We start from the raw sequence: 15,443 nt of genomic DNA, 5'->3' as shown, positions 1-15,443 counted from the left end.
CCCGCAGAGTGTGGACGGTGCCCGGAGGAAAGACAATCTCCCCGGTGGCTGTGTCGTATTACAGGTCGTGTTCAGGCAAACCTGCCTGTCCTGGCGCTTTACCGCTATGCTGACCTCCCGTCATTGAGGATGCCCCTGATGAGATATGCCGCTGTAGTGATGGCTCAGCCTGTTGCCGTTGCTGGCCAACGCCCTGGAGCAGGGCGACAAGCTCGCCCCGTTCACGCTGCTCGACCAGTACGACCAGGCCTACAGCCTTGCTGCCGACACGCAGATACTGCTGGTGGCGCGCGATATGGACGGTGCCAAGCTGGTCAAGGCGGCACTGGCCGAGCAGCCCAAGGGCTACCTGGAAGCACGCGCGGCTGTATTCGTGGCCGACATTCAGCGCATGCCTGCGCTGATCAGCAAACTCTTCGCTGTCCCGGCCATGCGCGATTACAGCTACCGGGTGCTGCTCGACCGTGATGGGCGAGTGGCCAGCCGTTACCCCGGGCAGGAGGGCCAGGTGCAGTGGTTACAACTGCAGCAGGGCGTGCTGGTCAACCAGCGGGCGTTCACCGATGCAGCGGCGTTGAAGGCTGCGCTGGAGAATGCACCACGGCAATAAGGCCTTTTCGCCGCGCCTGCAAAGAGGCGCGGTGAGTCAAATCAATCTGAACCCTCAGCGCTTGCAGCAACCCAACCCAATACATGCCATTGGGAGAGCGCTCATGGAAATCGGTACGATCTGGATCATCATCGCAGCCTTGGTCATTCTGCTGGAGATCTGGGCCATCTGGCACATCATCGGCAGTGAACGGCGCGCCGAGCGCAAGATGCTGTGGATCGTCTTCGTGGTCTACGCACCCTTCCCCGGTTTGCTGTTCTGGGCCTGGCGCGGGCCGCGGGCGGTGAAGGGCAGGGCGGTGCTGCAGGAAAAATGACGGTTTGCGGCCTCGGGCGCGGGGGCGCCTGAGGCCGTCGAGGGTCATTTGGGCAGGATGTCGAAACGCATGGCTGGCCCCAGCCCGTCCACCATCAGGCAGCCGTAGAACTTCACGGCGGACAGTACGCGCAGTTCCTTGAGCGCGTCATGGATGTAATCGCGGACCAGCTTTTCAGCTTCCCGCTTGCGGTCAGCGAGGGTGGTGCCATTGAGCGTGATCATGCCAAGCAGCGTGGTTTCAATGTGCTCGACGGTGTCCAGGCCGAGCTTTTCCCGCAGGTGCAGACGTGCCTGTGCCGCATCGGTTTCATCGCGTGGAGCGCTGTGCGGCTTGATGGTATAGGCCAGCTGAAAATCAAATTTGCTCATCGGTTTTTCCTTGTTGGTTAAAGGCCTCCATGCCTGGCTTTGCAATCTAGGCTCTGTACGAAAAGCCTTGATACTTGTTCATGCTGCGTTGAAAACAGCCTCGGAATGCTCATGTACTCCAGTACAGTCGGGCGCGACCCCGGCCGTTCCTCGGCTGTTTTCGCCTTGCCTGACCTGCGTCTCAAGACTTTTCGTACAGAGCCTACGGCCTGACAGCCACTGCGCAAACACACGCGTGGTTCCGACATGACGGTGTTTTGTACGAAATGCCCTACTTCGTGCTTGACCTCGAGTTAGCTTAAGGTCTGATACTCCGGCGCTCTTCCAACCGAGCAAGGGCTTGTCGTGACCCCATCAAGCGCATTCCAGCTAAGCAACCCCGAAGGCCTCTACGACCCCAGTGGCAACGCCTACTCCCATGTCGCCGAAGTGCGCGCTGACAGCCGTCTGCTGTTCATCGCCGGTCAGGGTGGGGAGGATAGCCAGGGCCAGTTGTCACCCTTGTTCGCCGAACAGGCCCGCCAGGCGCTGGCCAACCTGGAGCGGGCCCTGGCGTCGAAAGGTGCCAGCCTGGCCCAGGTGTTCAAGCTGACCCTGCTGATTGTCGAGCACTCCGAAGCGCGCCTGCACCAATGGGTGGCCGAGGCCGACAGGGCCTGGGGGGCGCACATGAAACCGACCTGCACGCTGATACCGGTGCCCCGGCTGGCGCTGGACGGCATGCTGGTGGAGATCGAAGCAGTAGCCGCCGTCTTGCTCAAAACCTGAAAAGCCGGCGCGGTCGCCCGTAGGCGCGGGTTTACCCGCGAACACCGGCGTAGCCGGTGCCATAACGCAGTGCCCTGTTAGTTTTACCAGTTGTTTTATCTCCATCAGCGCCTAAGATTCAGAGCGACATGCGGGAGCTAACAGATGGTCGACTCTGACAAAACTACGCACTTTTTCTTGCAACAGGATAAAGTTCATACAGCTTTATCGGGTACATCAGCCATGGTGTGCGTTAGAGCGCAACCAGTGGTATTAGCCGAAACGCGGCTAGAGCAAGAATCTACACGCACGGCGTTATTGGCTACAGACGGAGTGCAGACAGTGGTCGTGGTCAAGTCTCAGGCGCAGGGGGAGTCGGTTGCCTACAATGCTTATGGCTATCACACCCCCCATGACATTCCTCCGCACCGGCCAGCATTCAATGGTCACTTGCTGGTGAATAGCCAGTATTTATTCGGTAATGGCTATCGCAGCTATAACCCTGCCTTGATGCGTTTTCACAGTCCGGACAGTTTCAGCCCCTTTGGCGCAGGTGGATTGAACTGTTACGCCTACTGTATGAACGACCCGGTCAACTTCAGTGACCCCGATGGGCATTCACCAAGATTGAGGTCAAACAGCCTGCCCGGGCTCAAGTCAGAGGCGAAGATGAGTCGCATTGTGTCTGGGAGGGTTGAAAAAAGGCCAAGACGTAGTAGCGAAGGCTATTACATGTCGTCTTCGCTCATGGATGAAACAGTGCAAGACATATTGAATGGGCAGCCGGGTTGGAACACCTCAGGCGCACCTGTACAAGGCAGCCTGCAGCGTGGTCAGGCATCAAGCTCTGGTCAGTTAACGTCATCCTCGATGGCTGGTATGAGAGCAGGAAAAGGCACGGTGGCTTCAGACCCCTGGATCTATAAGCGCCAGAAGCTTCATAGCACCGATATTGAAGAACTTAGGAGCTTCAATGCTGAGAATAGGTATGTTTTTCCGGGTTTGGATCTAGAGAAATCACATGAGCTGCGAGTAATTGCGATCGATGCTCTTGCTGCTGGGGTTAATGTGCGGCGAGCGCTTAGGGATAGTAAACTTCAGCCGACGCATTCAACGGCTGAGAGGGTTGCAGATACTATTTCACGTGCACTCAAAAGAATTCGTGGTAAGAGGGGGTCTACCAGTTGGCGTTCTGATTGATGTTGTAGTTGTCAGCGGGTCTGAGTACTCTATTGCAGCAGTAGGGGGCGAGTATATTTACGTTTAGTCAGGTTTCAGACAGCGCGTAGAGCGAATTTTTGTGTTGGGGGCATGCATAGAATCGCGAAAGTTTTAGGTACGCGCTGCACCAGTGGAAGCAATTGTCTTGCTCAAAACCTGAAAAGCCGGTGCGGTCGCCCGTAGGAGCGGGTTCACCCGCGAACACCGGCGTAGCCGGTGCCATCCTCACGGTGGATTCTTCCTTGTATATCGGTGCCGGTCCTGACTAAATGCCGCTATAACAACAATCCCACTCAGAGGTGACCACACCATGAGTACAGGCACGACCACGCTTACTGACCGCAAGACCAGCGCCTGGCTTTGGCCTGCCCTTTTCAGCCTGGTGGCGTTTGCCGCCAACTCGGTGTTCTGCCGGCTGGCGCTGAAGGACGGGGCCATCGACCCGGTGTCCTTCACCATGGTCCGCCTGGCCAGTGGCGCGCTGTTTCTGCTGTTGCTGATTCGCCTGCGCAGCCCGGTGCACACCATGGGCGGCAGTTGGTGGGGCGGCTTGGCCCTGTTCCTGTACGCGTTCCTGTTTTCTGCGGCTTACCTGCAACTGGGGGCAGGGGTGGGGGCGTTGTTGCTGTTCGGTGCCGTGCAGATCACCATGTTCGGCTTCGCGTGGTACAGGGGCGAACACATCACGGTACGCATGCTGCTGGGCATGCTGATTGCCTTTGCCGGCCTGCTGGTGCTGCTGTTGCCCGGCGTGTCCGCGCCGCCGTTGGCCAGTGCCTTGCTGATGGCCCTGTCCGGTGTGGCCTGGGGGGTGTATACGCTACTGGGCAAAGGCTCGCCCAGGCCGCTGGCCGACACTGCCGGCAATTTCGCCCGCAGCTTGCCGTGCCTTGTGCTGCTGCTACCGATGCTGTTGCTGGGTGCCGGCCCGCACCTCACGCCACTTGGCTTGTTGTATGCCTTGGGTTCCGGTGTGCTGGCTTCTGGCGCAGGCTATGCCGTTTGGTATGGCGTGGTCAGGCAGATCAGTGCGCAACAGGCGGCGACCCTGCAACTGAGTGTGCCGGTGATTGCCGCCCTGGGCGGGGTTGCCCTGATTGGCGAACCGGTGTCGTTGCGTTTGTTGATCGCCTGTGTGGTGGTGTTGGGCGGCATTGCCCTGGCGCTGGCGCCGCGCCGTTAAAAAAAGCTGCGCTGGGCCTTGAGCGTGACCACGCTGTCGCAATAGGTATTGATGCCCGAATAGGCATCGCAGCTCGCGCCACTCAGGCTGGAGTTGCTGTAGATCAGGTTCAGGTCGATGCCCAGCCAGGGCCGCGACAGCTCCAGCGACCAATCGGAAAAGGTATTCACCTGGCTGCCATCGCCAATGGTGAACGGCGTGCCCAGGCGGTGGTGGGCGAGCTTGACGGTGAAGTCGACGTCGAACATCGGCAGATGGCCGAAGTCGGCGAACAGCGTGCCCGTGCGGTTGTCGTGGTTGTCGCGCAGCGCCCCGCCGAAGCGGCTGCCCAGCACCGAAATCCCCCCATACAGGGCGTAGCTGTCGGGGCCTGCGATATTGGGCTGACTGTAATGGATCAACCCTACCTCGTAGCCCAGGCTGCTGTCGAAATGGTGCTTGTAACCCAGGTAGCTGTCCAGGCGCAGGGTCGAGTTGGGGGTGACGCCCATGCTTGGGGCGTACTGGCCCAGGTACCAGCCATTGGGGTGGCTGAGGTCGAGCCCGCCATGGAATGCGCCAACGGCACTGGGTGAGATAAGCCCTTGCGCCATGCTGCGTGAGGGGGTGGTGCCGAGTGTGAAGTCGAAATCGCCCAGTTGGCGTTTCATCTGCTGGGCTTGCGACGCGGGGCTTAAAAGCAGCGCAGCACTCAGCAACAGAAGGGGCCTGATCATGGTCTCCGTCCTGGAAGGCTTGCGGTTGAGCGGTAGAGGATACCTGCGCAAGTGGAGGGAGGGAACCGCCGGTTAGCCCGTTCAGCCTTTGGTCGAAGGTTCAGCGTCGGCAGCCTCGGTCACGACAGGCAGGTTACCGGCACGCAGGATCACCCTCCGTTGCTGCTCGTAATTGTCCAGCGACAGGCCGCGGCGCTGTAAGGCTTCCAGTTGCAACTGGCGGGTTTCCTCGGCGGTGTACGGGCGCAGTTCAGGGTGGCTGGCACAGCCGCTGATCACGGCGATGGCAAAAACGACAAGGGTGGCGGACAGCTGGCGGGCCAAGGTATTCATCGGTTAGCTCCAGGGCAGTCTAGGAGGCAGCGTGGGGATGGCGCTAGGTTATGCGGCCACAGCGTTCGGTAGAAATTGCCCTGCTCGATAGTGACTATCGACGATTCCGGCGAAGCGCACCTATAGACTCAAACGCATCAACCATCCCACCGTTGAAGCGCGAAAAGTTTGCGTCCCCTCGTCTGGTCAAAAGCACTGCCATTGCTACCCTTAACCCACGCGGTCTGACCTCATGGGGATAAGCGATGCGCATGCCATTGTTTGCTGTCCTGTCGGCACTGCTTTGCCTGAGCGCTGCCCCTGGCCTGGTGTTGGCCGAAGACGTGCCCGCGCCGGATCCGGCGCCATCCGCTGCCACGCCCGTGGCCAAGGACCCGGTGTTCTCCCAGGAGCAACTGGACCAGATGCTGGCCCCCATTGCCTTGTACCCTGATCAGTTGCTGGCTCAGGTGCTGATGGCGTCAACCTACCCGGGGCAGGTCAATGAAGCCGTGACCTGGTCCAAGGCCAACCCCAAGGCCACCGGCGACGATGCGGTCAGGCAAGTGGCCAAGCAGCCCTGGGACCCTAGCGTACAGGCACTGGTGGCCTTCCCGCAGGTGCTGGCAACGCTTGGCCAGGACCCGGTGTGGGTGCAGCGCCTGGGCGATGCTTTTCTCGCCCAGCCCGATGATGTCATGGGCAGCGTGCAGCGTTTGCGCCACCAGGCGCAGGCCGCCGGCAATCTGCAGAGCAGCCAGTACCAGCACGTCACCGTGCAGACCGCACCTGCACCGGCGCCAGCCGCAAGCGGCAGCAGCACCCAAGGGGCAGCGGCCAGCAGCCCGCCCACCACCATCGTCATCGCGCCGGCCGACCCGCAAGTGGTGTATGTGCCCAGCTATAACCCGACCACCACCTATGGTACGTGGGCCTACCCGGCCTCGCCGCCGGTGTATTACCCGCCGCCGCCCATGTACTACCCCGGTTCCGCGCTGGTGGCCGGCCTGGCCTTCGGTACCGGCGTGGCGATCGTCGCCTCGTTGTGGGGCGATTGCGACTGGGACAACAATGACATCGACATTGACGTCAACCGCTACAACAACCTCAACGTCAACAACCGCATCACCAACAACCAGAACAAATGGCAGCACAATGCCGCCAACCGCGACGGTGTGCCATACCGTGATTCTCGCAGCCGTCAGCAGTACGGCCGCCAGCTGGACGGTGCCACTCAGCGCACCGCGTTCCGCGGCGACGACGCCCAACGGGCCCAGGCCCGAGACAAAGCCCGGGCATCGATGGACCGCGCAGGTATCGAACGGCCGGCTACCAGTAACCGTCAGGCCCGCGAGCAAATGCGCGAGGCCAAGGCAGGCAATCCTGACGGCAACCGCATGCCGTCCCGTGATGATGGCGCGCGGGCGACTGACCGTCGGCAGGAAACCCGCAATGACCAAGGCCGCCAGCAGAACGGCAACCTGGCCAATCAACGCCGGCAGGGCGACGGCCAGGTGCGGCAGCCGGCGCAGAGCCGTCCTGCCAATACGGCAGGCCGTGCCCGCAACAATGCCTTCGACGGTGTGCGCTCGCCGTCGCGCACCAGCGTGCAGGCCAACCGCGGCCGTACCAGCCAGTCGTTCGCTCAGCGGCCCGGTGCGTCTCGTGCCGCCGGGCACCCGATCTCCCGGCCCAGTGCGCCCGCGCGTCGCGGCGCAGGAGGCCGTCGATGAAGCGCCCAACACTGGCTGCATTGCTGCTGACGGCAGGTTTGGCCTGGTCGTTCATGGCCGCCGCCCAGCAAGCCTTCCCAACGCCGGAGAAGGCCGTGGAAGCCTTTGTCGCGGCGCTGGGCCAGGAAAAACCTGATGAAGCCCGCCTGGCTCAGTTGCTGGGCGATGACTGGCGCACCTATATACCGCGCGGTGGTGTACAACGCAGCGATGTGGATACCTTTCTCGAGCAGTATCGCGCACAGCACAGCATCGACATGTCAGGCGAGGGCAAGGCCATCCTGGCGGTGGGCACCGGTCACTGGACCTTGCCCATACCGCTGACCAGAACCAGCCAGGGCTGGCGTTTCGACCTCAAGGCGGGCAGTGCCGAAATTCGCGCCCGTCGCATCGGGCGCAACGAGCTGGGTGTTCTGCAGTCGCTGTTGGCCTATCACGATGCGCAAATGGACTACGCCACCCAGGACCACAACGGAGATGGTGCGCTGGAGTACGCACAGAAGATTTTCAGCGAGCCGGGCAAGCATGACGGGCTGTATTGGGATGACAATGGCGACGGTGACGTCAGCCCGTTGGGCCCGCTGTTCGGCCAGGATGTGGTCGGTGACGCCTGGTATGGCTACCACTTCCGCATCCTGGACGCACAGGGTCCATCCGCCCCGGGCGGTGCCTACAGCTACCTGATCGGCAACCAGATGAGCCGTGGCTTCGCCATGGTCGCCTGGCCGGCCAAGTACGACGACACCGGGGTGATGAGCTTCATGATCAGCCATGACGGCCAAGTGTTCGAGAAAGACCTCGGGCCGCATGGCGACAGGCTGGCGAAGGAGATGAAACGCTTCGACCCGGACGACAGCTGGAAAGTGGTGGATGTGGTGGCGGGGGATTGAGCCCGCCAAGCCAACGCGACGGTGCCCCTGTGGAAGCGGGCCATTTTCCGTTGTTGTGATCAGTGCGCACGCGTAGCCCGCACCTCGCTCGCCGTGCACCCATACTGCTGGCGAAATGCCCGGGTGAACTGCGCCTGATCGGCAAAGCCCCAGCGAAATGCCAGTTCGCCGATCGCCAGGTGGCAATGCGGGTCAAGCAGTTGCCGGTGCACGGCCTCCAGGCGTTGACGGCGTACCCACTCGCCAAGGGTGTAGGGCGTGATCGCGAACAACTTGTGCAGATAACGCAGCGACAGCCCACAGGCGCTGGCGATGGTTTGTGGCGACAGCTCGGGGTCACCCAGGTTTTGCTGCACGTACTGCTCGACCCGCGTCAGGTGCAGGGTGCTGAGGTTGCTGCCTTCGCTGCCCAGCACGCGCTCATCCTGTTGCAAGGCCAGCAGCAGGGTGGCGGAGGCCTGTTCCAGCAGTAGATGCCGGGCTGCCGGGGGGCTGGTGTCGAAATGGCGGGCACACAGGTCGAGTTGCTCGACGAAGATGCGCCCCAGGCCCTGACGGGCATCGAAGCAATGCCGGGTATAGCGCTTGTGCCCCAGCAGGTTGGCTTTGAGCGCACGCTCGGGCAGCTTGAGCACCCACAAGTCGTTCTGCGTGCCGTAGTGGAAGCGGTAGGGTGCATCGCCGCGCTCGACGATGAAACCGCCCGGGCTGCAACTGATCTGGTGGCCGTCCTGTTCGAAGTGCACCTCGCTGCCATGCGGCACGGTCACCAGGTAGAACGCTTCATGGTCCTGGCCGATGTGCGCGTTGCTGCGCGAGTAACCCAGCTGGCTGGACCGCAGGCGCGACAGGCTGAGCGGCGTACTCGGCGTACTCCAGCGCTGCAGGTGGCCATCGAATGGCTGTCCGGCAGCAAACTCAAGGCTCAGTGGGAAATAGGTGTCACTGATGGCTTCGGCCCAGCGTGCCTGGCGTTCAGGCTGTGGCCAGCCGTGGGTCGAGAGTTCTGTGGGCATGGTGGGTCCTTTTTCAAAGAGGGCAGCATTGAAAAAAGGAACTGCAGGCAAGCTACTCAAGCAGCTCTTGTTATTGTAAAAACCGCCCGGCAGCGCAAAACTGCCGGGCGGTTGTCAGGCCCATGATCGGCGCGCGCCGACCGCAAGATCAACCCCCGCGTGTCACTCGGTAGGTGGCCGAAGGCTCCAGGCGAGCTTGCCAGCCGGGTGGCAGGACAATGTTGGTGGTGTCTTCCTCGATCACACAGGGGCCATGCACGGTCTGCCCTGGCAACAGGTGGTTACCGTTGAACACCGGTGTGGGCTGCCATTCACCGTCGGCACTGAACAGCATCGGGCGGACGGATTGCGCGGTGGGGGCCGGGGGCTCGGCCGGCCCCAGCAGCTCGGGTTGCGGCGGGCGTGGCAGGTGGCCGATCACCGAGCACTCCAGGTTCACCAGCTCCACCGGGCTGGCGGGTTCGCTGTACGAGTACAGGGTCTGGTGCCGGCTGTGGAAGCGGCTGATCAGCGCGGCCAGCCCTGCCTCGTCCAGGCTGTGCTGCTGCAGGTCCACACTGCACTCATGAATTTGCCCCAGGTAGCGCATCTCCAGGGTGTAGTGGCAGCTGCTGGCCTGGTCGCCAAAACCGTCTTCGCGCAGGTTGGCCAGGCCTTGCTCACGCAGTTCGGCGAGGGCCTGGTTGAGTTGCGCCAGGTCGACGTGCCCGGCGTCCAGGCGCATCGACAGGCTGGTGAGCTGGTCGTAGCGCACGTCGGACAGGATCTGGCCGAACGCACACAAGCCCGAGGCCACCTTGGGGATCAGCACGGTGTGCATGCCGATTTCTTCGGCCAGGCGCACCACGTGCATGCCCGCCGCACCGCCTGCGCCGATCAGGGCGAAGTCGCGCGGGTCGTGACCGCGCTCGATCGATACGCGGCGGATGCCGTTGACCATGTTCAGGTTGACCAGGGTGGTGATGCCGAATGCCGCGCGTTCCACACTGATGCCCAACGGTTCGGCGACCTTGCTCCGGATGGCGTCCAGCGCGGCCTGGCGGTTCAGGCGGATACTGCCGCCCAGCAGTGCGCCGTCGGGCAGGTAGCCAAGTGCCAGGTTGGCGTCGGTGACCGTGGGTTCGCGGCCACCCTTGCCGTAGCACACCGGCCCAGGCATGGCGCCGGCGCTGCGCGGTCCGACCTGGAGCATGCCAAACTCGTCCAGGTGGGCGATGGAGCCACCGCCGGCACCCAGGGTCTCCACCTGGATCATCGGCACGCCGATGCGCTGGCGCAGGAAGTCCACGTCCTTGCTGAAGTTGGTGCGTCCGGCGTTGGTCAGGGTGATGTCGAACGAGGTGCCGCCCATGTCCACGGTAATGACGTTGTCGATACCGAACGGCCTCGCTACCGCCAGCCCGGCTTGTGGCGCTGAGGCCGGACCGGAGTTGATCGCGTTGACGGCGCGCTCACGCATCAGGTGCCCGGGCGCCAACCCGCCATTGGACTGGAAGTAGCGTACTGGCTGCTGTGCGCCAAGTGCCTGAAACAGGCTGTCGATGCGCGCCACGTAACGTGCCATTACCGGGCTGAGGTAGGCGTTGACCACGGTGGTGGAGGTGCGGGTGTATTCGCGAATCTGCGGGAACACCTCGCAGCCGGTGCAGACGAACACCTCGGGCAGGGCAGCCCGTACCAGTTCGGCGGCCCGTTGTTCGTGGCTGGGGTTGCGCACCGACCACAGGAAGGAAATGGCCACGGCCTGCACGCCTTCGGCACGGAAGTAGTCGATGGCGGCATGGATGGCGGCTTCGTCCAGCGGGCTGTGCTCACGGCCATCGCCAAGGATTCGGCCACCGATCGGGCGGCGCAGGTGGCGTGGGGCAAGCATGTGTGCCGGCGGGTAGTGGGCGTCGTAGCGGTGGCCCTCTTCCTTGTGGCCCAGGCGGATTTCCAGGCTGTCCTCGTGCCCCTCGGTGCACAGCAGGCCCACCTTGACCCCGGTGCGCTCGATCAGCGCGTTGAGGGCCACGGTGGTGCCGTTGATGCACAGGTCACAGTTGGCGATCAGTTCGGCCGGGCTGCGCCCGGTGGCGTCAGCAATCTGTGCCAGGCCAGCGCGAATGGCCAAGGTGCCGTCCTGCGGCGTGGAGGGGGCCTTGAACAGCTGCACGCCGCCGTCGCGATCGGCCAGGATGAAATCGGTGAAAGTGCCGCCGGCGTCTACGCCCAGGCGATATTGGTTACGCATGCGTGTTCTCCGGTTAGCGCGGGGCGCGGGCAAGGCGGGTGGCTGTTTCGTCCAGTTGGCCATCGGCATCGAGGACCACGCCATATTCCAGGGCTGCGCCTTGTGGCGAGACCAAGCCGTTGCGCACGTCCTCCAGTACTGCTGCGACCCGACGGCGCAGCGGGTCGCCGTAGCCACCACCCCCTGGGTTGATGTTGATGATGCGTTCGCCGGGCTGCAGGGTGAGCATGGGGTTCTGCGTGTAGTGGTCTTCGCGGCCATCGGCGTGGCGATGGATCAGCCGGCCCAGTTTGGGCTCGAGCAGGGCATTGCGAGCCCCGGCGGCACCAGCGGTGGGCAACTGGCGGCCCTCGCCGAAGCCGACCACGGTCATGGCGTGGCCCAGTGGTTCGATCTCCAGGCGGGTGCCCGAACCCCCGCGCAACTCACCGGCGCCACCGCTGTCGGCCATCAGGCTGTAGCGGTGGATCAGCACCGGATACGCGTGTTCGAGCAGCTCGATGTCACCGCTCATCAGCGCCCCGAAGCAGCACAGCGGGCCGCAGGCGTGCCAGCCATCCATTACCTTGTTGGCACCGGCACCGGAAATGATCGAGGCCAGCACCATCGTCACGTACTCGCTATTGCCGTTGCGCGGGTCGCGGCCGGCAATGTTGATGCCGCTGGTATGCCCCCAGGAGGCCGTTACCCGCTGTGGCGAGGCCTGTTCCAGCGCAGTGCGCACGGCATCGGCGAGGGTTTCCATTGGCGTGGTGGTGCAATTGACGTGGGGCGCGGGCTCCTCGGCATTGCACAGCGTGCCCCTGGGGCCGACATCGACCGTTACGCAGCGATACAGGCCTTCGTTGTAAGGCGGCGCCACCTGGGCGAACATCATCAGCCCCAGGTACACCCCGGATACCGAGTTGCCCTCATAGGAATTGATGAAGTACGGCACCTGCGGCGGGCTTTCGATGCGCACATGGGCCTGGTCGCCACGGATCTGCACATGGGCGGTGATGGCCAGTTCACCCAGGCCGTGGCCGGCATCTTCGAGCACGGCGGTGCCGCTGTAGTCACCATCCGGCACATCGCGCAACAGCGCCCGCATGTGTCGGTCGGCCATGTTCTTCAGTTCGGCGATGCAGGCACGCACCTGTGCCACGCCGTACTTGTCCAGCAGCTCCAGCAAGTGCCGCTCGCCGACCTTGCAGGCGCCATACTGGGCATTGAGGTCACCTTCCTGATAAGGGCGGGCGCGCATGTTGGTGAGCATGAAGTTGATCACGTCCTCACGACGCTTGCCCTTTTCCCACAGCTTGACCGGTGGAATGCGCAGGCCCTCGGCGTAGATCTCCTTGGCATCGGGGTTGTAGCCCGCCGGCACCGGGCCGCCGATGTCGGTCAGGTGGCCCTTGCAAACGGTCCAGAACACCAGTTCGCCTTGGTAATACACCGGTTTGTACATGCAGCAGTCGAGAATATGGCTGCCCTTGTAGGCGGGGTCGTTGTGGTAGATCACGTCGCCTTCGGCGATGTTGTCGCCGAAGAACTCGGCCACGCATTTCATGGCCGGTATCAGCGAGCCCAGGTGGATGGGAATGTCCTGGCCCTGCAGGATCATTTCCGGCAAGTGGTCGAACAGCGAGTTGGAATAGTCGTGTGCCAGGTTGAACACACTGGAGCGCCCGGTCTTTTCCAGGGTCAGGGTCATTTCGCGTTGCGCTGTCTCCAGCGCACCCCGGACAACCGCAAGGGTGATCGGATCTACTGTCTGCATAGGTCACCAACGTTTGTTCTTGTGCTTTTTGGGTGCGTGCCGCAGCGGGGCGGCGCGTGGTGACAGGCTAAGGGGCAGGGTGGGGGGAAGGCTTGTCGCTGGGTGTACCGGTTGTTGTGTCTGGGCGCACTCTTGGGGTTGAGCTGCAAACCTGGGCGTAAAGCAGCCCCGGCTATCGTGCAGGAAAATTGATCTTGAGCCGTTTCGACACGGCAGTGACCTATCATTTTTAGCAGTTGCTCAATCTGCTTCAGTGCGTAAACCTTCGAAGTGAACAGACCGGAGCCAGAACATGACCAACTCGATGAACACAATGCGCTTTTTCATGCAGCACGAAAGGGTTCATGTCGCGTTGTCCGACAGTATTGCCGTGGTGTACCTGAGAGCTCAATCATGTGCTCTGGCAGAAACCAGGCTAACGAAAGAAACAACCCAGTCAGCGTTACTGGCTGCGGACTTAGGGGACTCAGTGGTACGAGTGAACACTCAGGCGCAGACAGAGTCGGTTACCTACAATGTGTATGGCTTACACAGCCACGGTGAGATTCCTCCGCAGCGTCCTGCATTCAATGGGCACTTGCTGGTGAGTCACCTGTATTTACTCGGTAATGGCTACCGTGCCTATAATTCTGTCTTGATGCGCTTTCAGAGTCCAGACAGCCTAAGTCCCTTTACTGTGGGTGGTTTGAACTGTTACGCCTACTGTACGGGTGATCCGATCAATTACGCTGATCCCAGTGGGCATGGCCGCATATTGAGGTCGCCCAGCCCCACGGGGAGAATGTCGCCTGGCTGGAGTGCCGCTGGTGGGAATCGGAGAAGGCTGTCGTCAGCGAGCGAAGAAAGCATAGTGCTTGAGGTACTGAATAGCCAACCTGGCTGGAGTGCCGCTGGTGGAAAGCGGAGAAGACTGTCGTCAGCGAGCGAAGAAAGAATAGTGCAGGAGACACTGAATAGCCAACCGGGTTGGACTACCCCTGGCTCCCCCGTACAAAGCGGCCAGGCATCAAACTCTGCTCAAGGTCTGCACGTGGCTGGTGCAAGTTCTGCTGTTTCACGGGGCGCGCAATCAGCGGTGCCAGCAGTAGGCGTACTGGGAGATCCGAGTGAATACCGACGTCTGCCTATGGATGCCGGTGATGTTGCCATACTCGAAAAATATAACTATGAAGCAACTAGGAGCATCTCGGGTTTTGATGTTGATACATCTAGAGAAGTGCGCGCCATTGCAATAGATGTTTTGGCTAACGGCGGGAATTTGCATAGCACTCTTATGAATAGCCCATGGTTCTTCAGTCGCAAGGAGGCCCAAAATGTCCGGCGTGGTTTAATGAAAGTCCTTGAAAATCGGAAATGAAGATGAAGGCTGGCCGTCAAAATTAAACTATCTTGTTTGTTGGGGAGGAATTATACCTTCGGCAAAGCGGCTGCACGAAGCCTACTCCCCCAGCATCTGCCGCACCAGCCATTGCCCCGCCGGCCCAAGCGCCCGCCGGCTTGACCACGCCACATCCATATCCACCCGGCGCGGGTAACCCGCTATCTGCAATTCCACCAGTTCGTTGCCAAACCGCGCCACCAGCGCCCTGGGCAGTTCGGCCCAGCCAAACCCGCGCACGGCAAATTCCAGCAGGGTGAGGTAATCCGGTGCCGACCAGGCTTGGCCGCGGCCGCGGTGCAGGCTGGGGGCGTAGGTCTTGATGTACAGCTGCCGCGCGTTTTCAAGGTGTTGCGTTTGCGCCGTTTTCAGCCCCGCCAACGGATGCTCGCTGGCCACATACACACCGAACTCCGCCTGCTCGGGCAAGCGCGCCACGGCAACGTCGGCGGGGTAGCTAGGCTGAGTGGCCAAAATGCCGACGTGGGCCAGGCCCTGCTGGATCATATCGATCACATCAGCGTCTTCCGCCGGGCCGCAGCGCAATTCGGTGTGCGGGTACTGCTGGGCGAAGCGGGCCATCACGGCGCCCTGGAAGGTGACGCTGTAGCTGTCCGACATCACCACCGAGACCAGCGCCTCGACGTTTTGCGCCAGCCTGACCGCCAGGGCATCGAGCTGGGCGCTGGCGTCCAGGATCGCTTCGACATGGCTTAGCACCTGTCGGCCCGCTTCGTTCAGCGTGGGGTGGCGGCCACCGCGATCAAACAGCGGGCAGCCGATATCGGCCTCGAAATTGGCGATGGCGATGCTGACTGTGGACTGGCTTTTGCGCAGCTTGCGCGCCGCCGCAGAAAACGATCCTAGGGAGGCGGCTTCGGTAAAGGCGACCAGAGCTTCGGGAGAGTAACGCATGGTATTGATAAAACCGATGGTAGCTATATCGCGAGTATCAGTT

At 62.0% G+C, this 15,443-nt stretch carries 14 protein-coding genes and 1 pseudogene; 8 read left to right on the top strand and 7 right to left on the bottom strand.

The window, feature by feature from the left end; all coding sequences use genetic code 11:
* The first annotated feature begins 138 nt into the window (after positions 1–138).
* Positions 139–610: pseudogene (locus ACZ889_RS20575) on the top strand (FAD/FMN-containing dehydrogenase).
* Between the two features lie 103 nt (positions 611–713).
* The gene (locus tag ACZ889_RS20570) at positions 714–926 is read left to right on the top strand and encodes a PLDc N-terminal domain-containing protein (protein WP_003247877.1); all 213 of its coding nucleotides are present in this window, start codon (positions 714–716) and stop codon (positions 924–926) included.
* 44 nt (positions 927–970) lie between these two features.
* Here the strand turns inward: ACZ889_RS20570 and ACZ889_RS20565 are convergent, their stop codons facing one another.
* Positions 971–1,297 (bottom strand): hypothetical protein, encoded by a 327-nt coding sequence (locus ACZ889_RS20565; protein WP_180689838.1) that lies wholly within the window; start codon positions 1,295–1,297, stop codon positions 971–973.
* A gap of 345 nt (positions 1,298–1,642) precedes the next feature.
* Between ACZ889_RS20565 and ACZ889_RS20560 the strand changes: the two genes are divergently transcribed.
* The 3 genes from ACZ889_RS20560 (at position 1,643) to ACZ889_RS20550 (ending at position 4,448) form a co-directional block, all read left to right on the top strand.
* Positions 1,643–2,065, top strand: a complete 423-nt coding sequence (locus tag ACZ889_RS20560) for a RidA family protein (RefSeq protein ID WP_180689839.1) — start codon at positions 1,643–1,645, stop codon at positions 2,063–2,065.
* Between the two features lie 144 nt (positions 2,066–2,209).
* On the top strand, positions 2,210–3,244 hold the full coding sequence (locus ACZ889_RS20555) for an RHS repeat-associated core domain-containing protein (RefSeq protein ID WP_180689840.1): 1,035 nt from the start codon (positions 2,210–2,212) through the stop codon (positions 3,242–3,244).
* Between the two features lie 331 nt (positions 3,245–3,575).
* Complete coding sequence (locus ACZ889_RS20550) at positions 3,576–4,448, top strand: DMT family transporter (protein ID WP_108078117.1); 873 nt, start codon at positions 3,576–3,578, stop codon at positions 4,446–4,448.
* On the opposite strand, the gene ACZ889_RS20545 is transcribed toward ACZ889_RS20550, so the two are convergent.
* Together ACZ889_RS20545 and ACZ889_RS20540 are read right to left on the bottom strand one after the other, a co-directional pair.
* Positions 4,445–5,164, bottom strand: coding sequence for a TorF family putative porin (locus tag ACZ889_RS20545; RefSeq protein WP_180689842.1), 720 nt, complete (start codon positions 5,162–5,164; stop codon positions 4,445–4,447). The genes ACZ889_RS20550 and ACZ889_RS20545 overlap by 4 nt on opposite strands.
* A gap of 81 nt (positions 5,165–5,245) precedes the next feature.
* The gene (locus ACZ889_RS20540) at positions 5,246–5,497 is read right to left on the bottom strand and encodes a hypothetical protein (RefSeq protein ID WP_064614264.1); all 252 of its coding nucleotides are present in this window, start codon (positions 5,495–5,497) and stop codon (positions 5,246–5,248) included.
* A gap of 245 nt (positions 5,498–5,742) precedes the next feature.
* On the opposite strand from ACZ889_RS20540, the gene ACZ889_RS20535 reads away from it, so the two are divergent.
* A complete protein-coding gene (locus ACZ889_RS20535) occupies positions 5,743–7,209 on the top strand; it encodes a DUF3300 domain-containing protein (RefSeq protein WP_180689843.1) in 1,467 nt (488 codons plus the stop codon).
* Complete coding sequence (locus ACZ889_RS20530) at positions 7,206–8,099, top strand: DUF2950 domain-containing protein (RefSeq protein ID WP_476257761.1); 894 nt, start codon at positions 7,206–7,208, stop codon at positions 8,097–8,099. Before ACZ889_RS20535 ends, ACZ889_RS20530 begins: the two co-directional genes overlap by 4 nt.
* Before the next feature lie 59 nt (positions 8,100–8,158).
* Here ACZ889_RS20530 and ACZ889_RS20525 read toward each other — a convergent pair whose 3' ends face one another.
* The 3 genes from ACZ889_RS20525 to capB form a co-directional block, all read right to left on the bottom strand.
* Positions 8,159–9,115 carry an AraC-like ligand-binding domain-containing protein gene (locus ACZ889_RS20525; protein ID WP_003247896.1) on the bottom strand — a complete coding sequence of 319 codons (957 nt, stop codon included), beginning with the start codon at positions 9,113–9,115 and terminating at the stop codon, positions 8,159–8,161.
* Positions 9,116–9,263: 148 nt separating this feature from the next.
* Positions 9,264–11,348, bottom strand: a complete 2,085-nt coding sequence (gene capA, locus ACZ889_RS20520; protein ID WP_476257760.1) for a caprolactamase subunit alpha — start codon at positions 11,346–11,348, stop codon at positions 9,264–9,266.
* Positions 11,349–11,361: 13 nt separating this feature from the next.
* Positions 11,362–13,107: a caprolactamase subunit beta gene (gene capB / locus ACZ889_RS20515; protein WP_180689845.1), complete on the bottom strand. Its 1,746-nt coding sequence runs from the start codon at positions 13,105–13,107 to the stop codon at positions 11,362–11,364.
* A 292-nt stretch (positions 13,108–13,399) separates the two neighbouring features.
* Here capB and ACZ889_RS20510 point away from each other — a divergent pair, with 292 nt between their 5' ends.
* Positions 13,400–14,464 (top strand): RHS repeat-associated core domain-containing protein, encoded by a 1,065-nt coding sequence (locus ACZ889_RS20510; protein WP_476257759.1) that lies wholly within the window; start codon positions 13,400–13,402, stop codon positions 14,462–14,464.
* An 81-nt stretch (positions 14,465–14,545) separates the two neighbouring features.
* Here the strand turns inward: ACZ889_RS20510 and ACZ889_RS20505 are convergent, their stop codons facing one another.
* Entirely contained in the window at positions 14,546–15,400 is an 855-nt protein-coding gene (locus ACZ889_RS20505) for a LysR family transcriptional regulator (protein WP_143493737.1), read from the bottom strand.
* Positions 15,401–15,443: the final 43 nt, after the last annotated feature.

The organism is Pseudomonas sp. TE3895 (assembly GCF_056278855.1).
Note: the sequence above shows the minus strand (reverse complement) of the source record. Positions and strands in the feature narration are given on the sequence as shown.

Bases quoted from the DNA above. Each gene is read 5' to 3' on its own strand.
- ACZ889_RS20570 (WP_003247877.1), top strand. From the start codon at position 714: ATGGAAATCGGTACGATCTGGATCATCATCGCAGCCTTGGTCATTCTG.
- ACZ889_RS20565 (WP_180689838.1), bottom strand. From the start codon at position 1,297: ATGAGCAAATTTGATTTTCAGCTGGCCTATACCATCAAGCCGCACAGC.
- ACZ889_RS20555 (WP_180689840.1), top strand. From the start codon at position 2,210: ATGGTCGACTCTGACAAAACTACGCACTTTTTCTTGCAACAGGATAAA.
- ACZ889_RS20550 (WP_108078117.1), top strand. From the start codon at position 3,576: ATGAGTACAGGCACGACCACGCTTACTGACCGCAAGACCAGCGCCTGG.
- ACZ889_RS20545 (WP_180689842.1), bottom strand. From the start codon at position 5,164: ATGATCAGGCCCCTTCTGTTGCTGAGTGCTGCGCTGCTTTTAAGCCCC.
- ACZ889_RS20540 (WP_064614264.1), bottom strand. From the start codon at position 5,497: ATGAATACCTTGGCCCGCCAGCTGTCCGCCACCCTTGTCGTTTTTGCC.
- ACZ889_RS20535 (WP_180689843.1), top strand. From the start codon at position 5,743: ATGCGCATGCCATTGTTTGCTGTCCTGTCGGCACTGCTTTGCCTGAGC.
- ACZ889_RS20530 (WP_476257761.1), top strand. From the start codon at position 7,206: ATGAAGCGCCCAACACTGGCTGCATTGCTGCTGACGGCAGGTTTGGCC.
- ACZ889_RS20525 (WP_003247896.1), bottom strand. From the start codon at position 9,115: ATGCCCACAGAACTCTCGACCCACGGCTGGCCACAGCCTGAACGCCAG.
- capA (WP_476257760.1), bottom strand. From the start codon at position 11,348: ATGCGTAACCAATATCGCCTGGGCGTAGACGCCGGCGGCACTTTCACC.
- capB (WP_180689845.1), bottom strand. From the start codon at position 13,107: ATGCAGACAGTAGATCCGATCACCCTTGCGGTTGTCCGGGGTGCGCTG.
- ACZ889_RS20510 (WP_476257759.1), top strand. From the start codon at position 13,400: ATGACCAACTCGATGAACACAATGCGCTTTTTCATGCAGCACGAAAGG.
- ACZ889_RS20505 (WP_143493737.1), bottom strand. From the start codon at position 15,400: ATGCGTTACTCTCCCGAAGCTCTGGTCGCCTTTACCGAAGCCGCCTCC.